20 protein-coding genes are annotated in these 19,054 nt (G+C 70.2%); 14 read left to right on the top strand and 6 right to left on the bottom strand.

Translation table 11 applies throughout. The features are described from left to right. Window positions 1–8: 8 nt before the first annotated feature. Window positions 9–1,433 (bottom strand): NADP-dependent phosphogluconate dehydrogenase, encoded by a 1,425-nt coding sequence (gndA, locus tag AB0K82_RS25485; RefSeq protein WP_364401229.1) that lies wholly within the window; start codon window positions 1,431–1,433, stop codon window positions 9–11. 267 nt (window positions 1,434–1,700) lie between these two features. On the opposite strand from gndA, the gene AB0K82_RS25480 reads away from it, so the two are divergent. The 7 genes from AB0K82_RS25480 (at window position 1,701) to AB0K82_RS25450 (ending at window position 7,478) form a co-directional block, all read left to right on the top strand. Further along, window positions 1,701–2,789 (top strand): substrate-binding domain-containing protein, encoded by a 1,089-nt coding sequence (locus tag AB0K82_RS25480; RefSeq protein WP_364401227.1) that lies wholly within the window; start codon window positions 1,701–1,703, stop codon window positions 2,787–2,789. Window positions 2,790–2,849: 60 nt separating this feature from the next. Next, window positions 2,850–3,635, top strand: a complete 786-nt coding sequence (locus tag AB0K82_RS25475) for an ATP-binding cassette domain-containing protein (protein WP_364401225.1) — start codon at window positions 2,850–2,852, stop codon at window positions 3,633–3,635. 7 nt (window positions 3,636–3,642) lie between these two features. Further along, window positions 3,643–4,956: an ABC transporter permease gene (locus AB0K82_RS25470; protein ID WP_364401222.1), complete on the top strand. Its 1,314-nt coding sequence runs from the start codon at window positions 3,643–3,645 to the stop codon at window positions 4,954–4,956. Window positions 4,957–4,973: 17 nt separating this feature from the next. Beyond that, complete coding sequence (locus tag AB0K82_RS25465; protein WP_364401219.1) at window positions 4,974–6,179, top strand: ROK family transcriptional regulator; 1,206 nt, start codon at window positions 4,974–4,976, stop codon at window positions 6,177–6,179. 58 nt (window positions 6,180–6,237) lie between these two features. Then, the gene (locus tag AB0K82_RS25460; RefSeq protein WP_364401216.1) at window positions 6,238–6,444 is read left to right on the top strand and encodes a helix-turn-helix domain-containing protein; all 207 of its coding nucleotides are present in this window, start codon (window positions 6,238–6,240) and stop codon (window positions 6,442–6,444) included. A 376-nt stretch (window positions 6,445–6,820) separates the two neighbouring features. Further along, a complete protein-coding gene (locus AB0K82_RS25455; RefSeq protein ID WP_364401213.1) occupies window positions 6,821–6,982 on the top strand; it encodes a transposase in 162 nt (53 codons plus the stop codon). Window positions 6,983–7,064: 82 nt separating this feature from the next. After that, the gene (locus tag AB0K82_RS25450) at window positions 7,065–7,478 is read left to right on the top strand and encodes a hypothetical protein (protein ID WP_364401212.1); all 414 of its coding nucleotides are present in this window, start codon (window positions 7,065–7,067) and stop codon (window positions 7,476–7,478) included. A 65-nt stretch (window positions 7,479–7,543) separates the two neighbouring features. On the opposite strand, the gene AB0K82_RS25445 is transcribed toward AB0K82_RS25450, so the two are convergent. Next, complete coding sequence (locus AB0K82_RS25445) at window positions 7,544–8,089, bottom strand: DUF1707 domain-containing protein (RefSeq protein WP_364401209.1); 546 nt, start codon at window positions 8,087–8,089, stop codon at window positions 7,544–7,546. Window positions 8,090–8,117: 28 nt separating this feature from the next. Continuing rightward, entirely contained in the window at window positions 8,118–8,708 is a 591-nt protein-coding gene (locus AB0K82_RS25440; protein ID WP_364401206.1) for a PadR family transcriptional regulator, read from the bottom strand. A 276-nt stretch (window positions 8,709–8,984) separates the two neighbouring features. Between AB0K82_RS25440 and AB0K82_RS25435 the strand changes: the two genes are divergently transcribed. Then, window positions 8,985–11,738, top strand: a complete 2,754-nt coding sequence (locus tag AB0K82_RS25435; protein WP_364401204.1) for an aconitate hydratase — start codon at window positions 8,985–8,987, stop codon at window positions 11,736–11,738. Between the two features lie 54 nt (window positions 11,739–11,792). Here AB0K82_RS25435 and AB0K82_RS25430 read toward each other — a convergent pair whose 3' ends face one another. Further along, window positions 11,793–12,125 (bottom strand): cupin domain-containing protein, encoded by a 333-nt coding sequence (locus AB0K82_RS25430; RefSeq protein WP_364401201.1) that lies wholly within the window; start codon window positions 12,123–12,125, stop codon window positions 11,793–11,795. A gap of 71 nt (window positions 12,126–12,196) precedes the next feature. Here AB0K82_RS25430 and AB0K82_RS25425 point away from each other — a divergent pair, with 71 nt between their 5' ends. The 5 genes from AB0K82_RS25425 (at window position 12,197) to mug (ending at window position 15,479) form a co-directional block, all read left to right on the top strand. Continuing rightward, entirely contained in the window at window positions 12,197–13,156 is a 960-nt protein-coding gene (locus AB0K82_RS25425) for a helix-turn-helix domain-containing protein (protein WP_364401198.1), read from the top strand. A 102-nt stretch (window positions 13,157–13,258) separates the two neighbouring features. Beyond that, entirely contained in the window at window positions 13,259–13,831 is a 573-nt protein-coding gene (locus AB0K82_RS25420) for a DUF5753 domain-containing protein (protein ID WP_364401195.1), read from the top strand. Next, on the top strand, window positions 13,828–13,986 hold the full coding sequence (locus AB0K82_RS25415; protein WP_364401192.1) for a DUF397 domain-containing protein: 159 nt from the start codon (window positions 13,828–13,830) through the stop codon (window positions 13,984–13,986). The genes AB0K82_RS25420 and AB0K82_RS25415 overlap by 4 nt, the downstream gene beginning before the upstream one ends. Window positions 13,987–14,031: 45 nt before the next feature. Then, window positions 14,032–14,904, top strand: a complete 873-nt coding sequence (locus tag AB0K82_RS25410; protein ID WP_364401190.1) for an alpha/beta hydrolase — start codon at window positions 14,032–14,034, stop codon at window positions 14,902–14,904. Between the two features lie 29 nt (window positions 14,905–14,933). Continuing rightward, on the top strand, window positions 14,934–15,479 hold the full coding sequence (mug, locus tag AB0K82_RS25405; RefSeq protein ID WP_364401187.1) for a G/U mismatch-specific DNA glycosylase: 546 nt from the start codon (window positions 14,934–14,936) through the stop codon (window positions 15,477–15,479). A 52-nt stretch (window positions 15,480–15,531) separates the two neighbouring features. Here the strand turns inward: mug and AB0K82_RS25400 are convergent, their stop codons facing one another. Both AB0K82_RS25400 and idi read right to left on the bottom strand, forming a co-directional pair. Continuing rightward, window positions 15,532–16,185, bottom strand: a complete 654-nt coding sequence (locus AB0K82_RS25400; RefSeq protein WP_364401184.1) for an SDR family NAD(P)-dependent oxidoreductase — start codon at window positions 16,183–16,185, stop codon at window positions 15,532–15,534. Between the two features lie 247 nt (window positions 16,186–16,432). Beyond that, window positions 16,433–17,005 (bottom strand): isopentenyl-diphosphate Delta-isomerase, encoded by a 573-nt coding sequence (gene idi, locus AB0K82_RS25395; protein ID WP_364401182.1) that lies wholly within the window; start codon window positions 17,003–17,005, stop codon window positions 16,433–16,435. A gap of 120 nt (window positions 17,006–17,125) precedes the next feature. Between idi and dxs the strand changes: the two genes are divergently transcribed. Next, window positions 17,126–19,024, top strand: a complete 1,899-nt coding sequence (gene dxs, locus AB0K82_RS25390; RefSeq protein ID WP_364401179.1) for a 1-deoxy-D-xylulose-5-phosphate synthase — start codon at window positions 17,126–17,128, stop codon at window positions 19,022–19,024. The last annotated feature ends 30 nt before the right edge of the window (window positions 19,025–19,054 follow it).

The raw sequence follows: 19,054 nt of genomic DNA, 5'->3' as shown, positions 1-19,054 counted from the left end.
GGACCCGTTCAGTCCGCGGAGACCTCGCGGCCGTCCTCGGACCAGAGCGTGTGGAAGACGCCCTCCCGGTCGGTGCGACGGTAGGTGTGCGCGCCGAAGAAGTCCCGCAGGCCCTGGATGAGCGAGGCGGGGCCGCGCTCCCGGCGGAAGCCGTCGTAGTAGGCCAGCGCCGAGGAGAAGGCGGGAGTGGGCACGCCCAGCTCGACCGCCGTGCGCACGACCTTGCGCCAGGCGTCCTGAGCGCCCGCGACGGCGTCCCGGAAGTAGTCGTCCAGGAGGAGGTTGGACAGCTCCGGGTCGCGGTCGTAGGCGTCCTTGATCCGGTTGAGGAACCGGGCGCGGATGATGCAGCCGCCGCGCCAGATCGTCGCGAGCGTGCCGGGCTGGACGTCCCAGCCGTACTCGTTGGACGCGGCGCGGATCTGCTCGAACCCCTGCGCGTAGGCGACGACCTTCGAGGCGTACAGCGCGTCGCGCACCGCGTCGACGAAGTCGCCTCCCGCCTGCCCGGCGGACGGGCCCGGCAGGATCTTCGACGCCTTGGTCCGCTCGTCCTTGCGCGCGGACAGCGCCCGCGCGAACACCGCCTCGGTGATCGCGGTCACCGGAACGCCGAGCTCCAGCGCCGACTGGGCGGTCCAGCGGCCGGTGCCCTTCTGCTCGGCCTCGTCGAGGATCACGTCGACGAGCGGCTTGCCGGTCGTCTCGTCGATGTGCGCGAGCACCTTGGCGGTGATCTCGATGAGGAACGACTCCAGGTCGCCTTCGTTCCACTGTTGGAAGACGCGCGCGATCTCCGGGGCGCTCAGCCCGGCGGCGTGCGTGAGCAGGTCGTACGCCTCCGCGATGAGCTGCATGTCGGCGTACTCGATGCCGTTGTGCGCCATCTTGACGTAGTGGCCGGCGCCGTCCGGCCCGATGTATGCGCAGCACGGCGTGCCGTCCACCTGTGCCGCGATGGCGGTGAGGATCGGCTCGACGGGGTCGTACGCCTCGCGCGGGCCTCCCGGCATGATGCTCGGCCCGTTCAGGGCGCCCTCCTCGCCGCCGGAGATGCCGGCGCCGACGAAGTGGATGTCGTGCTCGGCGAGCTCGGCGACGCGCCGCCGGGTGTCCTCGAAGTGGGAGTTGCCGCCGTCGATGATGATGTCGCCGGCGTCGAGCAGCGGCAGCAGGTCCTTGATCACGGCGTCGACGGGTGCGCCCGCCTTGACCATGATGATGATCCGGCGGGGCCGGTCCAGCGCGGCGACGAACTCCTCGAGGGAGTACGCGGGCGTGAAGTCGCCCTCGTCACCATGGTGCTCGATGAGCTGCTTGGTGCGGCTCTCGGTCCTATTGTGCACGGCCACCGGGAACCCGTGGCGCGCGATGTTCCGCGCGAGGTTCTGGCCCATGACGGCGAGCCCGGTGACACCGATCTGGCTACCCATGATGCCGACACTAACCTCCGCGCCTCGAGGGGCACGCGCGCGGCTCGCGTTGGAGGGCGACGCCGGGGGAAATCGATTTCACCCAGCGCCCCGGACGGCGGGCCGCCGAGAGTGACTTCACGGCTGCAGGGCGTTATGTGACGAGAACATTTCGATGTCGTAACCGTCGGATTTCTCCGGCTTTCTCCCTCTATACGAACCCGTAACGGCGGAATACGTTGTGCGGCCAAACAAACCGTTCCTGGGGACCCCGAAGAAGGTGTCGACTTGATCTTCAAGCGCACGGCATGTCTCGCCGCGATCGCGGCCATGGCGACCGCCGCCCTCACCGGCTGCGGCGGCAGTGACGACAAGAAGGGTGGCGGCTCGGCCAAGGCGAAGGCCAAGGTCGGCATCATCCTGCCCGACACGAAGTCGTCCGTCCGCTGGGAGAACTTCGACCTCCCGGTGCTCAAGAAGGCGTTCGCGGCGGCCGGCATCCCCGCCGACATCCAGAACGCCGAGGGCGACAAGCAGCGGATGCAGACCATCGCCGACCAGATGATCACCAGCGGCGTGACCATGCTGGCGATCGTGAACCTCGACTCCAACTCCGGCGCGGCGATCGAGCAGAAGGCCAAGGCGCAGGGCGTCCAGACGATCGACTACGACCGCCTGACCCTCGGTGGGTCCGCGGACTACTACGTGTCGTTCGACGGCGTCCAGGTCGGCCGGGTCCAGGGCCAGGGCCTGCAGAAGTGCCTCGGTGACAAGGCGTCGAACATCGTCTACCTGGACGGCTCGCCGACGGACAACAACGCCACCCTGTTCAAGCAGGGCGCGCACGAGGTCCTGGACAAGGTGTCCAACTACAAGCAGGTCGCCGAGCAGGCCGTGCCCGACTGGGACAACCAGCAGGCCGCCACCATCTTCGAGCAGATGTACACCCAGCAGAAGGGCAAGATCGACGGCGTCCTCGCCGCCAACGACGGCCTCGGCAACGCCGCGATCTCCATCCTCAAGAAGAACAACGAGGCCGGCAAGGTCCCCGTGACCGGTCAGGACGCGACCGTGCAGGGCCTGCAGAACATCCTCGACGGCACCCAGTGCATGACGGTCTACAAGCCGAACAAGCTGGAGGCCGACAGCCTCGTCTCGGTCGTCACCGCGCTGGCCAAGGGCCAGAAGCCGCAGACCAACGCCACCTCCAACGACCCGCAGGGCCACCGGCAGGTGCCGTCGATCCTGCTGAACCCGGTCCTGATCAACAAGGACAACGTCAAGCAGGTCGTCACCGACGGCGGTAGCGGCATCACCGCCGCCGACCTCTGCAAGGGCGCCTACGCCGCCAAGTGCAAGACCGCCGGAATTCAGTAAGGAACGAGGGGCGCCCGGGTCACCGGGCGCCCCATCGCGCCTTTTAGGGAGTACGCAGCGTTGCCTGACAACGGAACCCCGACCCTCGAACTGGCGGGGATCAACAAGAGCTTCGGAGCCATCCATGTGCTCCACGACATCGACTTCGCGGTCTACCCGGGACAGGTGACCGCGCTCGTCGGCGACAACGGCGCGGGCAAGTCCACGCTGATCAAGTGCATCGCCGGCATCCACCCGACCGACTCGGGCCAGGTGCGGTTCGAGGGCCGGCCGGTGAGCATCAGCGGCCCCCGCGACGCCGCCGATCTCGGCATCGAGATCGTCTACCAGGACCTCGCCCTGGCCGACAACCTGGACATCGCCCAGAACATGTTCCTCGGCCGGGAGCGCAAGAAGGGCATCGTCCTGGACGAGGGCGCCATGGAGCAGGCCGCCCGCGAGACGCTGGCCAAGCTCTCGGTGCGCACCGTCAAGTCGGTCCGCCAGCAGGTGGCGAGCCTGTCCGGCGGTCAGCGGCAGACCGTGGCGATCGCCAAGGCCGTGCTGTGGGAGTCCAAGGTCGTGATCCTGGACGAGCCGACCGCGGCGCTCGGCGTCGCGCAGACCCGGCAGGTCCTGGACCTGGTGCGCCGCCTCGCGGAGACCGGCCACGGCGTCGTGCTGATCTCGCACAACATGAACGACGTCTTCGAGGTGGCGGACCGGATCACCTGCCTCTACCTCGGCCGCGTCGCCGCCGACGTCAAACGGTCCGACGTCACCCACAGCCAGGTGGTCGAGCTGATCACCACCGGACGCTCGGGTGACCTGGGCCTCGCTCCCTCGACCGCGGCAGAAAGCATCTGAGGTTCACATGTCCACCGAAACCCCCGAGCCGAACGTGGTCGACCCGGTGCCCGAGAAGCGGGCGGCGACGGCGACCCTCGCGGACTCGGACTTCTCCGCCGACACCCGTGAGCAGACGGTCTCGTCGGCGATCAACGGCTACGTCATCAAGCTCCGCTCCGGAGATCTCGGCGCGCTGCCGGCGGTGTTCGGGCTGATCGTCCTGATCATCCTCTTCTACGCGCTGCGCCCGGAGACCTTCCTCAGCAAGGGCAACATCGCCAACCTGCTCACGCAGGCGATGCCCGTCACGATCCTCGCGATGGGCCTGGTGTTCGTCCTGCTCCTCGGCGAGATCGACCTGTCGGCGGGCGTCGCCAGCGGCGCGTGCGCCGCGGTGATGGCCAAGCTCATGGTCGACGCGGGCCAGAACTGGGTCGTCGCGGTCCTCGCCGCGGCCGTGACCGGCCTGGTCATCGGCGCCGCCATCGGCGCGCTGGTGGCGATCGTGCGCATCCCGTCGTTCGTCGTGACGTTGGCGTTGTTCCTCGGCCTGCAGGGCATCGCGCTGAAGCTGATCGGCGAGGGTGGGACCGTTCCCGTCCACGACAAGGTCGTCTACGCGCTGGCCAACAAGTACATGCCGGTCTGGCTGGGCTGGACGGTGGCGGTCGTCGGCGTCCTCCTGTTCGCCGCCGTCAAGCTGCTGCGCTGGCAGCGGCAGAACGCCAAGGGCCTGTCCCGGCAGCCCCTCGTCCTCGTCGTCGTCCAGGTCGTCCTGGTCGCGATCGCGCTGCTGGGCGGCGCGTACATCCTCAACCTGAACCGGGCGCGCACCCCGCTGGCGCCGTTCTTCGGCGGCATCCCCTGGGGCGTGCCCCTGGTCGCGGTGCTCCTGATCGTCTGCACGTTCGTGCTGAGCCGTACCGCGTACGGCCGTCACGTGTACGCGGTCGGCGGCAACGCCGAGGCGGCGCGACGGGCCGGCATCAACGTCAACCGCATCCGGATGTCCGTGTTCATGATCGGCTCGCTGCTCGCCGCCGTCAGCGGCATCGTGGCCGCGTCCCGGCTGAACTCGGTGACCCCGGACGCCGGTGCCGGCAACACGCTGCTGTACGCCGTCGGCGCGGCCGTCATCGGCGGGACCAGCCTGTTCGGCGGCAAGGGCAAGGCCCGGGACGCCATCCTCGGTGGTCTGGTCATCGCGATCATCGACAACGGCCTCGGCCTGCTGGGGGCGAAGGCGTACGCCAACTACCTGATCACAGGTGGGTTCCTGCTGCTCGCCGCGAGCATCGACGCCCTGGCCCGGCGCCGGCGCTCCGCGACCGGTCGCTGAGCGCCGGGAGCGATCCGGTGACACGTCGGCGCATCCGCGGATCGACCCAGGACGACGTACGTCGGCACAACCTGGGCGCGATCCTGACCGAGGTGCACCGGCACGGCTGCCGGTCCCGGGCCGAGCTGACCGCGGAGATGGGGCTCAACCGGAGCACCATCGGGGATCTGGTCAGCGAGCTCGTCGACGCCGGTCTCGTCCTCGAGCGCTCCGCGAGCGCTCGAGGACGGGCCGGCCGTCCCTCCCTCGAGGTCCTGCCGTCGCCGCAGGCCGCGTACGTCCTCGCGGTCGACCTCGGCGTCCGGCACCTCGTGATGGCGAGGGTCGGGCTCGGCGGGCGGGTGCTCGACCGGGTTGAGGTCGACTCCGGGCGGGACTGGAGCGAGCTCGACGCGACGATCGACGCGATCGTCGACAACTGCCGCCGCCTGCGTGACGGAGCGCCGCAGGGCGCCCGTTGCGTCGGAGTCGGCCTGTCCGTGCCCGGCGTGGTCCGCCAGGGCGACGGGCTGCTGCGGTTCGCTCCGAACCTCGGCTGGATCGACCTGCCCCTCGGCGCGCGGCTGGGGGAGCGGCTCGACCTGCCGGCCTTCCTCGCCAACGACGCCGACCTCGGCGCGCTCGCCGAGCACTGGCGCGGCGCCGCCGTCGGGTACGACCACGTCGTGGTGATCTCCGGGGAGATCGGCCTCGGTGGCGGCATCCTCGTCGGCGGGCGGCCGCTGCGCGGTCGTGGCGGGTACGCGGGCGAGATCGGGCACCTGCGCGTCAACCCCGACGGACGGCTCTGCCGGTGCGGGTCCGTCGGCTGCCTGGAGACCGAGACCGGCGTGGAGTCACTGCTGAGCGCCGCGGGCCTGTCGGCCGACAGCGGGCTGGAGGTCTACCGCGCGGTGCTGGCCCAGGTCGCCGCCGGAGAGCCGAAGGCGGTGGCGGCGGCCGCGCGGGTCGCCCGCTGGCTCGGGATCGGCGTCGGCATGCTGGTCAACACGTTCAACCCGGACATCGTCGTGCTCGGCGGGCCGCTCGGTGAGCTGTTCGTCCTGACCGAGGACGTCGTACGCGACACCGTCGCCCGGTCGTCCCTCGTCGCGCCGCGCGAGCAGGTACGGATGGCGGCCTCCGTGCTGGGCCCGGACGCCCAGTTGGTCGGCGCGGCCGAGCTGGCCTTCGCGCCGCTCCTCGAGGACCCGATCGGCGTCCTCACCAGCCTCGCCGCCTAACCTTCCCCGGGTCGCTCTCCGCGCAGGATCTTGACATATCACGTACTTCGAAGGCCGCATGACGGCGTTGATCGGCTGTTTGTCTGGAGGCCCCCGGCCTTCGGGTCGGGAAGGCAGCGCCGTTTCTCCTCAGGGTGTCGGTGGTGGTGGTTGGGTTGCGGGCATGCGGTTCCGGCTTGCGCCCACGCCTGCTCAAGAGCAGGGGCTGCTGGAGCATTGTTCGCACGCCCGATATGTGTGGAATCTGGCGGTCGAGCAGCATTAGCACTGGCGGCCGGGCCGGGCGAGCGCACCGGGTTATGCCGAGCAGGCCCGCCAGTTGACCGAGACCAGACGGGAGTTCGCGTGGTTGGCGGCGGGTTCGCAGACGGTGCAGCAGCAGGCCTTGCGGGACTTCGCCCAGGCCATGGCGAACTTCTTCGCCGGGACACACCGACGGCCGACCTGGCGTAAGGCGGGCGTGCACGAGGGGTTCCGGATCGTCGGCAAACGCGGCAAGCACTGGGACGTATGCCGCCTGTCTCGCAAAGTCGGTGAGGTGTCGATTCCGAAGGTGGGCTGGGTGCGGTTCCGCTGGTCCCGCCAGGTCCCCGACGAGGCGAAGTCGTTTCGGGTGAGGCGGGATCGGGCGGGGCGCTGGCATGAAGGTCGATCCCGCGTACACGTCTCAGATCTGTCATGCCTGCGGGCACTGCGCCGCGGAGAACCGTGAGAGCCAAGCGGTCTTTCGTTGTCGCGCCTGCGGGCATACCGATCACGCGGACGTGAACGCGGCCAAGAACATGCGGCAGGACGTGCCGTGACAGCGCGAGGAGCCCTCCAGCCACTGGGCGGGGCCGTGAACGGCGAACCTCAACCTGTTCTCACCCCCGGGTAGAAATCGGGTTGGAATCCCGCGCCTTCGGGCGGGGGAGGAACGTCAACAACTGGCCGGCGGCGTGGGGTGGCGAAGTGCTGCTCGGCCGGATCAACGGCCAGCACGACCCGCGCAAGAAGCCCAACCTGGTCCTCTGGCAGGGCTACCACTTCAAGGTGTCCGACACCGGCGAGTGGTCCCTGTACGTCATCCAGGCCGACGGCACGCCCCGGACCATCGCCGAAGGAACGGTCGACGCCCTCGGCACCGGCACCTGGCACCGCCTGGCGCTGCGCTTCCAGGGCACGGCCGTCGGCGCGCTGATCGACGGTAAGGAGGTCGCCGCCGTGACCGACGCGACCTTCGAACACGGCCAGTCGGGTCTGGCGCTGGATTCGTACATCAACGCGCAGTTCGACCGGTTCGCCGTCACGGCCGACTGACGGCGCGGGTGGCGGGGCTCCCCTCACCGAGGGCCCTGCCACCCGCCTTACCGCTCGCGGCGCGGTCACCTGCTGAGGCGATGCCGGTGGCGCGCGTGCCGGATCCCGGCGAAGGCCATCGCGCACCAGACGACGGCGAACAGCGGGAAGAGGAACCACCCGCGTGTCAGGGCCGCGACGGCGAAGAGCGCGATGAGGAACACGCCGGCGCGCGGTGCGAACCGCGGATGCCGGCCCCCGTGGGCCATCCGCCTCGCCGCCGCGTGCCGGGCCCACGGCGGGCCGCCCGGGTGCGGCTCGGCCCAGGACCGCCCATGCCACCGGGGCCCGCCCCAGTACGGACCACCCCAGTACGGGCCGCCCAACCGCGGACCCGGCCGGCCGAACCGGTCCGTCTCGTCCGCGGCGCCGAACGGCGGTGCGATCGCGTCCGGGCTCGCGGGCAGGTCGCGGGTGACCTGCCGCAGGTCGCCGACGGTCTTGGCGGCCAGCGTCGCCGAGAGCCGCTCGTCGAGCTCCTCCCGGTCCAGTCGCCCCTGGGCGAAGTGCTCGTGCAGGGCCGACGCGACCGCGTCCCGCTCCGCGTCCCCGATCCGCAGCTCGCTGTTCATCTGAGTCCTCCGGGGGAATCGCGCCGGGTCACTCGTCCTCGGCGAGCAGGTGGTAGAGGCGGCGGCGGGTCTCGGCCAGGATCTCCTTGGCCTGGGCGACCTGGCTCTCCGAGCCCGTCCGGACGATCTGCATGACCGCCCCGCCGGCACCGGCCGCGGTCTTGAAAAGGTCCCGCACGTCGTCGCGGACGTCGGAGGTCATCGCCTCCCAGGGCGCGCCGACCTCGTCGGCGTGCTCCTCGACGTACGCGCGGCCGGCCTCGGTGAGCCGGAAGGTCTTCCGGCCGTCACCCTCGGTGCCCTCGATGAGCCCCTCGTCGGTGAGCTGCTGCAGCGCCGGGTAGACCGCGCCGGGGCTCGGCCGCCACTCGCCGTTGCTGCGCTCCTCGATCGCCTGGATGAGCTGGTAGCCGTTGCGCGGCTCCTCGGCGAGCAGAGCCAGGATCGCCGCGCGGACGTCGCCGCGCCGGGCCTTCGCCCGGCCCTCGGCCCAGGGCGGGGGCCCGCTCCACGGGCCGAACGGGGGACCCCAGGGCCCGCCGCGCCTGCCTCGACCCCGGCCGCCACGGCGACCGCCGGCCCACGCCTGCCACGGGGCGTCGAATGTCGCGTTGTGCATGTTCGGTACTCCCTTCCGAGAACCATCTGAGAGCGTTCGCGATACTCAAACGATATATCGGAACCGCTCGCTGTCAAGAGGGAGGGGTCGATACCTTGATGTCGAGATATTCGTGATACCTTGATGTCGAGAGAAATTGCGGCGAAGTTAGGCGAGCCCCGGTGCGCGCGCCGGCGGGCTACTGGGGCAGGATCGCTGACGTATCCACCCATGAATCCCCGCGTACGCTGAACGAGCGGTAGCCGCGCTCGGGGAGCGCGTAGAGGAGGAAAAGACTTGAACAGCTTCGGCAGCCGCCAGACGCTGCGCGTCGGCGAGGCGTCCTATGAGATCTTCCGGCTGGATGCCGTCGAGGGTTCGGCGCGCCTCCCGTACAGCCTGAAGGTCCTGCTGGAGAACCTGCTGCGCACCGAGGACGGCGCCAACGTCACCGGCGAGCACATCCGCGCACTGGCGTCCTGGGACCCGAACGCCCAGCCGAACCAGGAGATCCAGTTCACGCCGGCCCGGGTCATCATGCAGGACTTCACCGGCGTTCCGTGCGTCGTGGACCTGGCGACGATGCGGGAGGCCGTCCGCGACCTCGGCGGCGACCCGGCGAAGATCAACCCGTTGAACCCCGCCGAGATGGTCATCGACCACTCCGTTCAGGTCGACGTCTTCGGCCGGGAGGACGCCTTCGAGCGGAACGTCGAGTTCGAGTACGGCCGCAACAAGGAGCGCTACCAGTTCCTCAAGTGGGGCCAGAAGGCCTTCGACAACTTCAAGGTCGTCCCCCCGGGCACCGGCATCGTGCACCAGGTGAACATCGAGCACCTGGCCCGCGTGGTCTTCGACACCGACGGCGTGGCGTACCCCGACACCTGCGTCGGCACCGACTCCCACACCACCATGCAGAACGGTCTGGGCGTCCTCGGCTGGGGCGTCGGCGGCATCGAGGCCGAGGCGGCCATGCTCGGCCAGCCGATCTCGATGCTCATCCCGCGCGTCGTCGGCTTCAAGCTGACCGGCGAGCTGCCGGCCGGCACCACCGCCACCGACCTCGTGCTCACGATCACCGAGATGCTGCGCAAGCACGGCGTGGTCGGCAAGTTCGTCGAGTTCTACGGCGAGGGCGTCGCGGCGGTGCCGCTGGCCAACCGCGCCACCATCGGCAACATGAGCCCGGAGTTCGGCTCCACCTGCGCGATCTTCCCGATCGACGACGAGACCGTGACCTACATGCGGCTCACCGGCCGCCCGGCCGAGCAGGTCGACCTCGTCGAGGCGTACGCCAAGGAGCAGGGCCTCTGGCACGACCCGTCCCGCGAGGCCGAGTACTCCGAGTACCTCGAGCTGGACCTGTCCACCGTCGTCCCCTCGATCGCCGGCCCGAAGCGCCCGCAGGACCGCATCGCGCTGTCGGACGCCAGGTCCGCGTGGCGCACCGCCGTCCGCGACTACGTCCCGGACGGCCTCGAGGGCCCCACGGACGAGGCCTCCGCCGAGTCCTTCCCGGCCTCGGACTCCCCGGCGATCTCGCACGGCTCCAACGGCGACCGGCCCCACGAGGGCGCCGCCGACCCGAAGGCCGGCCGGCCGAGCAACCCGATCACCGTCAGCCTGGACGGCGCCGAGTTCGAGCTCGACCACGGCGCGGTGGTGATCGCCGCGATCACCTCCTGCACCAACACCTCGAACCCGTCGGTCATGATCGGCGCGGCGCTGCTCGCCAAGAAGGCCGTCGAGAAGGGCCTGTCCCGCAAGCCGTGGGTGAAGACCTCCCTCGCCCCGGGTTCCAAGGTCGTCATGGACTACTACGACCGCGCGGGCCTCACCCCGTACCTCGAGAAGCTCGGCTTCAACCTGGTCGGCTACGGCTGCACGACCTGCATCGGCAACTCCGGCCCGCTGCCGGAGGAGATCAGCGCGGCCGTCAACGAGAACGACCTGGCCGTCACCTCGGTGCTGTCCGGCAACCGTAACTTCGAGGGCCGGATCAACCCCGACGTCAAGATGAACTACCTGGCCTCACCGCCGCTCGTCGTCGCGTACGCCCTGGCCGGCTCCATGGACGTGGACATCGCCAAGGACCCGATCGGCACGGGCTCCGACGGGCAGCCGGTGTACCTGAAGGACATCTGGCCGTCGCCGCAGGAGGTCCAGGAGGTCGTCGACTCGGCGATCGCGCAGGAGATGTTCAGCCGCGACTACGCCGACGTGTTCGCCGGCGAGCAGCGCTGGCAGGCCCTGCCGGTGCCGACCGGCAACACCTTCGAGTGGGACGCCGACTCCACCTACGTCCGCAAGGCCCCGTACTTCGACGGCATGACGGACAAGCCGGAGCCGGTGGAGGACATCCGCGGCGCCAAGGTCCTCGCGCTGCTCGGCGACTCGGTCACCACCGACCACATCTCGCCGGCCGGTGCGATCAAGGCCGACAGCCCGGCCGGGAGGTACCTGACCGAGCACGGCGTCGAGCGGCGTGACTTCAACTCCTACGGTTCCCGGCGCGGCAACCACGAGGTGATGATCCGCGGCACGTTCGCCAACATCCGGCTGCGCAACCTGCTCGCGCCCGGCACCGAGGGCGGCGTCACCGTCAAGGACGGCGAGCAGCAGTCCATCTACGACGCCGCGCAGGCGTACGCCGCCGAGAACACGCCGCTGATCGTGCTCGGCGGCAAGGAGTACGGCTCCGGCTCCTCGCGTGACTGGGCGGCCAAGGGCACCGCGCTGCTCGGCGTCCGCGCCGTGCTCGCCGAGTCGTTCGAGCGCATCCACCGCTCGAACCTCATCGGCATGGGCGTCCTGCCGCTGCAGTTCAAGGACGGCGAGTCGGTCGAGTCGCTCGGCCTGACCGGCCACGAGATTTACGACATCGTTGGCGTCGAGGCGCTGAACGGCGGCGAGACCCCGCGCGAGGTCACGGTCAAGGCCGGCGACAAGGAGTTCCAGGCGGTCGTCCGCATCGACACGCCGGGCGAGGCGGACTACTACCGCCACGGCGGCATCATGCAGTACGTCCTCCGCTCCCTCCTGAAGAAGTAACCCGCAACGAAACGGGCCGTCCCGCCTCCACCCGGAGGCGGGACGGCCCTTTCTCTAACCCTCCGGGTAGAAGAGGAACAGGGTGCAGCCCGTCGTCGTCTGCGGGACGTGCGAGGAACCCGCGGGGGCGTGGATGAAGGAGCCCGCCGGATAGTCCCGGTCGCCGTCGTTGAAGACGCCGGAGACCACGAAGACCTCCTCGGGACCCGGTTCGTGGACGTCGACTCCCTGCCAGCACGTGTTCGCGTCCATCTCCAGCACGAAGGCCTTCGCGCCGTTGTCCCCGCTCCACAGCGGGCGCAGCCGGATGCCCGGGAAGATTTCGCGGACCGGGGCGTCCTGGACGGCGGACCACACGTAGGCGGGCGTGCTCTGTTCTGGCGTCATGGTGGTCAGCCTGGCGGGCGACCATTGATCCGCCGAGTGTCAGGAAAGACATCATGAGGTACTTTCCCGCCATGCATGAAGTGGTGGCGCTCGTACGCCCGCCGCAGTCGACCTTCGAACTCGCCTGTGCGGCCCAGGTGTTCGGGATCGAGCGGCCAGGACTTCCGACGCGATACGCCTTCAGCGTGTGCTCCGAGCGTCCCGGCCCGGTCGCGACCCACGCCGGGTACGACATGTTCGTGACCGACGGGCTGGACGCGCTCGATCGGGCGGACACCGTGGTCGTCCCGGGCTGGCTGCCCACCGGCGAGCCACCCTCGGGCGCGGTCGTCCGGGCACTGCGCCGGGCGCACTCCCGCGGAGCGCGGGTGGCCGGCATCTGCTCCGGCGCCTTCGCGCTGGCGCACGCCGGTCTGCTGGACGGACGAGAGGCGACCACGCACTGGGCGCTGGCGGACGAGTTCGCCGCGCGATTCCCGCGCATCCGGGTCGATCCGGATGTGCTGTACGTGGACCACGGTGACGTGGCCACCAGCGCCGGCGCCGGGGCGGGCTTCGACCTGTGCATGCACCTGGTCCGCAGTGACCAGGGCGCGCGGTACGCCGCCCATGTCGCGCGGACCATGGTCATGCCGCCCCACCGCGAGGGCGGGCAGTTGCAGTACGCGGCGCCGCCACACCCTGCACAGATCGACGGCTCGCTCGCGCCGTTGCTGGAGTGGATCACCGGGAGACTCGGCGAACCGCTGACCGTCGAGAGCATGGCCGCGCACGCGGGCGTCTCGGCGCGAACGCTCACCCGACGTTTCGTCGAGCAGCTCGGCACCAGTCCGGGACAGTGGCTGCTCGCCCAGCGGATCGCCACGGCCCGGAGCCTTTTGGAGTCCTCCGACCTCCCCGTGGACGCCGTCGCCCGTCGCGTCGGCCTCTCCTCGGCCACCAACCTCCGCCGGCGCTTCCTCGGCACTCTGGGCACGACGCCAGGCGCCTACCGCCGGGCCTTCCGGACCGGACAGTCGGAACCGAACTGACCGTTGCTGCGCGACTTCGCCGCTGTTGTGGCCGCGTTGCCGTCGGGGTTGCCGAGGTGATGCCCGGTTCGCCGGTCTTGGTAGGCCCATACCGACGTCAATGTGGCTGATCGTTCCGGCTGGATGGCCTCAAGCCGGGCTCGGCCAGGCGTAATGCTCGGGGAAGGGCTGCGCTGGCGGGCTATTCGTCCTGATAAGGGCGCTGGTTTCGGTGGCTTCACCGAGCATTCGGCTCGTCCAGCGCCAGTTGGGCGGCTCCAAGAAGCCCGTGTCAAGGGGCGGATGGAACGCCAAGCGATTCTTACCCGCGAGAAGCCGCCGATGACCATGTTCGTTCTCGACGAGTCCGTACTCCGACGGCCGATCGGCGGTGCCAAGGTGATGGTGGAACAGGTCGATCACCTGATCGGCTTGGCGTGGTCACCTCGTGTGCAGGTGCGGATCATGCTCTTCGAAAGGACCACCTCGGTCGCGTTGGGTGGCGGATTCATCCTGCTGAGCTTCGAGGATGACACAGACCTCATCTACATCGAATCAGGAGGCGTCAGCCAGCTACTCGACGACAGGGACAAGGTGTTCAAGGCAGGCATGGATTTCAACACACTGATCGGGGAGGCTCTAAGCCAGGCTGAATCCATCGAACTGATGAAGCGGACGCGTAAGGAGTATCTGTGAGCTGTCAGGGCCGGCCGAGTGTTCAGTGGCACAAGAGCAGCTACAGCGATGGCACGGGCGGCGAGTGTGTCGAGGTCGTCGTGCGGCGATCGGATTCACGGGACCCGCGTGATCGCTGGCGATTGCTGCTCCTAGGACGCAGTAAGCGTCAGTGATCAATGGTCAGTTTGCGGCGTGCCTGCCCGGGCAGATCGGCCGGCATGTTCTTCGAGGAATTCAGCCTTGAACGGGTGGACGTCGGGGAGGCCGAGCTGCGGGTGCGGTATGGCGGATCCGGGCCGGCGCTTCTGCTGCTGCACGGGCATCCGCGGACGCACGCGACGTGGCATAAGGTCGCGCCGTTGCTCGCCGACCGGTACACCGTCGTCTGCCCTGACCTGCGGGGGTACGGACAGTCGTCGAAGCCGCCCACGACGCCGGACCACGCGCCGTATTCCAAGCGGGCGATGGCGCGCGACTGCGTGGCGTTGATGCGGGCGCTCGGGCATGAGGAATTCGCCGTCGCGGGCCACGATCGGGGCGGTTACGTGGCTCTGCGCACGGCGCTCGACCACGCCGACGCGGTCACGGCGTTGATCGCCATGGACGTGGTGCCGATCGGGGAGGCGCTGGCGCGCTGTGACGCGCGGTTCGCGGCGAGCTGGTGGCACTGGTTCTTCTTCGCACAGACCGAGAAGCCGGCGGAGCGGGTCATCAACGCCGGCCCGGACGCCTGGTACACCGCGACGGACGAGTACATGGAGCCCGAGGCGTGGGCGGACTACCAGAACGCCATCCACGATCCGGCGACCGTGCACGCGATGATGGAGGACTACCGCGCCGGGCTCGGCGTGGACCGCGCGCACGACGACGCCGACCGGGCCGCCGGTCGCCGGGTCTCCTGCCCGACGCTGGTGCTGTGGGGGGTGAAGGACGACATGGAGGAGCTGTACGGCGACCCGCTCGCCGTCTGGCGCCCCTGGGCGACCGACCTGCGTGGCAGCGGCCTGGACTGCGGCCACCACATGGCGGAGGAGGCGCCGGAGGATCTGGCCGGGCGGATCGGGTCGTTCCTCGCCGAGGTCCAGCCCTGACCGGGCCGACCGGCCGGTATGGTCCGAGGGTGACGAGCCGACCGACCGCCGCGGACCTGGAGGCCGCGCGGGACCGGACGATCCCGGACGTCGTGCCGCCAGCGGGCGGCGTGCTGTTCTGCGGGATCAACCCCGGCCTCTACTCGGCCGCGACCGGGTGGCACTTCGCGCGGCCGGGCAACCGGTTCTGGCCCGCCCTGCACCGGTCCGGGTTCACCGACCGGCTGCTGCACCCGAGCGAACAGCACCTGCTGCCGTCGTACGGCGCGGGCATCACCAACCTGGCCGCCCGCGCCACCGCGCAGGCCGCCGAGCTGACCGCCGACGAGCTGCGGGAGGGCGGTGCGCTGCTGGAGAAGTTCGTGGCGCGGCACCGGCCGCGGATCGTCGCGGTGCTCGGCGTCACCGCGTTCCGTACGGCGTTCGGGCGGCCGAAGGTCAAGATCGGCCCGCAGGCGGACCACCTGGCCGGGGCGGTCCTGTGGATCCTGCCGAATCCCTCCGGCCTCAACGCGCACTACACGCCGGCGGCGCTGGCCGAGGAGTTCCGCCGCGTCAGGGAGACCGCCCAGTAGGGCCACGCCACGGGGTCCGGAGATCTGGCGCGGATTCCCCGTGGCGATGATCTCAGGCTCCCCAGTGGACGACCTCCCGCTGCCACTCCTCGCGGGGCTGGGTGTGCAGCCGCCAATAGTGCTCGGCGATGTCGTCGGGGTCGAAGGCGGTGCCCGGGGCGACCGGGCCGGCCACGGTCACGCTCGCCACGTGGACGCCCGAGGGGCCGTACTCCTGGTCGAGCAGTTCCACCAGCGTGCGCACCCCGGCCTTGCCGAGAGAGAGGCTGACGTACTCGCGTTTCGGCTCCGGCATCCCGCCGGTGATGAGGAACGAGCCGCCGCCGCGCGCCGCCATCCCGGGGGCGGCGTGGGCGGCGGCGACGATCGCGCCGACCACGTTGACGGCCCAGAAGTCCAGGTGCTCGCGCACGGTCAGGTCGCCCGGACCGTCGGGCCGGATGATCGCGGCGTTGTACACGACGACGTCCGGCGGCCCGAGTTCGGCGGCGGCCGTGTCGAGGGCGGCGCGCAGCGACGTCTCGTCGGCCGCGTCGGCGGTGAGAGGGAGGGCCCGTGTCCCGGTGGCGGCCACCGCGTCGGCCGACGCCTTCAGCGTCGAGTCCGTCCTGGCCAGCAGGGCGACCGGCAGGCCTTCGCGGCCGAACCGGCGGGCCACCGCGCGGCCGATGCCCGGCCCGGCTCCGATGATCACTGCACCCGGCATCACCGGCTCCTTTTTCGGGATCACTGGATGACGGGAGGGTAGGCCTTCACATTGATGTGAAGGTCAAGGAGCGGGTGAGGCCGGCATGCGAAGCAGGTCCGTGGAACGTGAGCCGCCGGAGGAACGTGAGCGTGAGCGGCCGGAGGAACGTGAGCGTGAGCGGCCGGAGGAACGTGAGCGTGAGCGGCCGGAGGAACGTGAGCGTGAGCCGCCGAAGGAACGTGAGCCGCCGGACCGCGCGCCGCGGCTACCAGGCGATGGCGGGCGGCAGCAGGGAGGTGGGCGCGGCCGGCCAGTCGGCAGGCTTGCCCAGCGGGATGAGCTCGGCCATCTGCTCGCGGTACCACGGGGACGCCGAAGGGTCGTCCACCAGCGCCACGCAGGCCGCCCAGTCGCGCCAGTCGGCCGCGGCGGTCTCCTCCGGATGGAGGCGCAGGTCGCCGTCGGCGGCGGCGCGGACCACGGGGCACAGCTCGTACTCCACGACGCCGTCCGCGGCGGTCGCGCGGTAGCGGAACTCCGGGAGAATGAGCGTCATGCTCTCGATCTCCAGCCCCAGCTCCAGGCGGACGCGACGGCGCACGGCGTCGCGCAGGCCCTCGCCGGGTGCGGGATGACCGCAGCAGCTGTTGGTCCACACGGATGGGAACGTTCGCTTCCCGTGCGCTCGTTGAGTGATCAGGATGCGCCCGGCCGGGTCCACGAGGTAGCACGAGAACGCCAGATGAAGGGGCGTGGCGTCGTGGTGACTCGACGCCTTCGGGGCAGTGCCGATGGCATGGCCGTCGGCGCCCAGCAGCACGATTCGTTCGTCATCCATCACTCTCTTTATATCCGATCGCTACGCTGCGCCACGTGAACTCGGCGCAGGGGCTTCGCGTCTCATAGTCGAGCGGCCACTAAAATCAGCATCCGCAGAAAAAACGAGGAGATGACCCGCGTGACCCTTCTTGACTCGATCCGAGGGCCCGAGGACCTCAAGCGCCTGGCTCCGGAGCAGCTTCCGCAGCTCGCCGGCGAGATACGAGACCTCCTCGTCACCGCGGTGTCGACGTCGAAGAACGGCGGTCACCTCGGCCCCAACCTCGGAGTGGTCGAGCTCACCATCGCCATGCACCGCGTCTTCGACTCGCCGCGCGACCGCATCCTCTTCGACACGGGCCACCAGGCGTACGTCCACAAGCTGCTCACCGGGCGGCAGGACTTCGGCACGCTGCGGCAGGCCGGCGGCCTGTCCGGCTACCCGAGCCAGGCCGAGTCCGAGCACGACGTGATCGAGAACTCCCACGCCTCCACCGCCCTGTCGTACGCCGACGGCCTGGCCAAGGCCTACCAGCTGCGCGGCGAGGGCGACCGGTTCGTCGTGCCGTTCATCGGCGACGGCGCGCTGACCGGCGGCATGGCCTGGGAGGCGCTGAACAACATCGCGGCGGGCAGGGACCGCAAGGTCGTCATCGTCGTCAACGACAACGGCCGGTCGTACTCCCCGACGATCGGCGGGCTGGCCAGCCACCTCGCGGACCTGCGGATGACGCGGGGGTACGAGCACGCGCTGGACCTCATCAAGCGCACCGTGCCGCGCACCCCGGTCGTGGGGCCGATGGCGTACGAGGCGCTGCACGGCATCAAGAAGGGGATCAAGGACATCCTGCAGCCGCAGGCGATGTTCGAGGACCTCGGCCTGAAGTACCTCGGACCGATCGACGGGCACGACGAGGAGGCCGTCGAGCACGCGCTGCGCAAGGCCAAGGACTTCGGCGAGCCGGTGATCGTGCACTGCATCACCCGCAAGGGCTTCGGCTACGCGCCCGCGGAGAACGACGAGGAGGAGGCGTTCCACGCCCCCGGCCTGTTCGACGCGGCCACCGGGCGCAAGCTCGCCAAGAGCTCGCGTACCTGGACCAACGTGTTCAGCGACGAGCTCGTGGCGCTGGGCGCCGAGCGTCCCGAGGTGGTGGCCATCACCGCGGCGATGCTGCACCCGACCGGGCTCGCCGCGTTCGCCGAGGCCTACCCCGAGCGCACGTTCGACGTGGGGATCGCCGAGCAGCACGCGGTGACGTCCGCCGCGGGCCTGGCCTTCGGCGGCATGCACCCGGTCGTCGCGGTGTACGCCACGTTCCTCAACCGCGCGTTCGACCAGTTGCTCATGGACGTCGCGCTGCACCGGCTGCCGGTCACGGTCGTCCTCGACCGGGCCGGGGTGACCGGCGACGACGGGCCGAGCCACAACGGCATGTGGGACATGTCGATCCTGCAGGTCGTGCCGGGCCTGCGCGTCGCCGCGCCGCGGGACGAAACGCGGCTGACGGAGCTGCTGCGCGAGGCGGTGGGCGTCGCCGACGGGCCGACGGTCCTCCGGTTCCCGAAGGGGCCGGTCGCCGAGGACGTCCCGGCCGTCGACCGGGTCGGGGGGATGGACGTCCTCGTCCGGTCGGGCGAGCACGACGTGCTGATCGTCGCGGCGGGCCCGATGGCGGGCGTCGCGGTCGAGGCCGCCCGGACCATCGACGCGCACGGCATCGGCGTCACGGTCGTGGACCCGCGCTGGGTCAAGCCGCTGGACGCGGCGCTGCCCGGCCTGGCGGCCGAGCACCGGGTCGTCGCGGTCGTCGAGGACAACTGCCGGGTCGGCGGGGTGGGCGACGCGGTGGCGCGGGCGCTGCGCGACGCCGACGTCGACGTGCCGGTCCGCACGTTCGGCATCCCCGACCGGTTCCTCGACCACGCGAAGCGCGCGCAGCTCCTCACCGACATGGGGCTGACCCCGCAGGGGCTCGCCCGGGAGATCACGGCGGCCACCGCCAGGGACGAAGTACTCGAACCCACCGAATCCTGATCATTAAATCGTTCGTTAATATTCCCAACG

This window comes from Actinoallomurus sp. NPDC052274 (assembly GCF_040679475.1).
Taxonomy (GTDB): Bacteria; Actinomycetota; Actinomycetes; order Streptosporangiales; family Streptosporangiaceae; genus Actinoallomurus; species Actinoallomurus liliacearum.
This window is presented reverse-complemented; position numbering and strand designations above follow the sequence as displayed.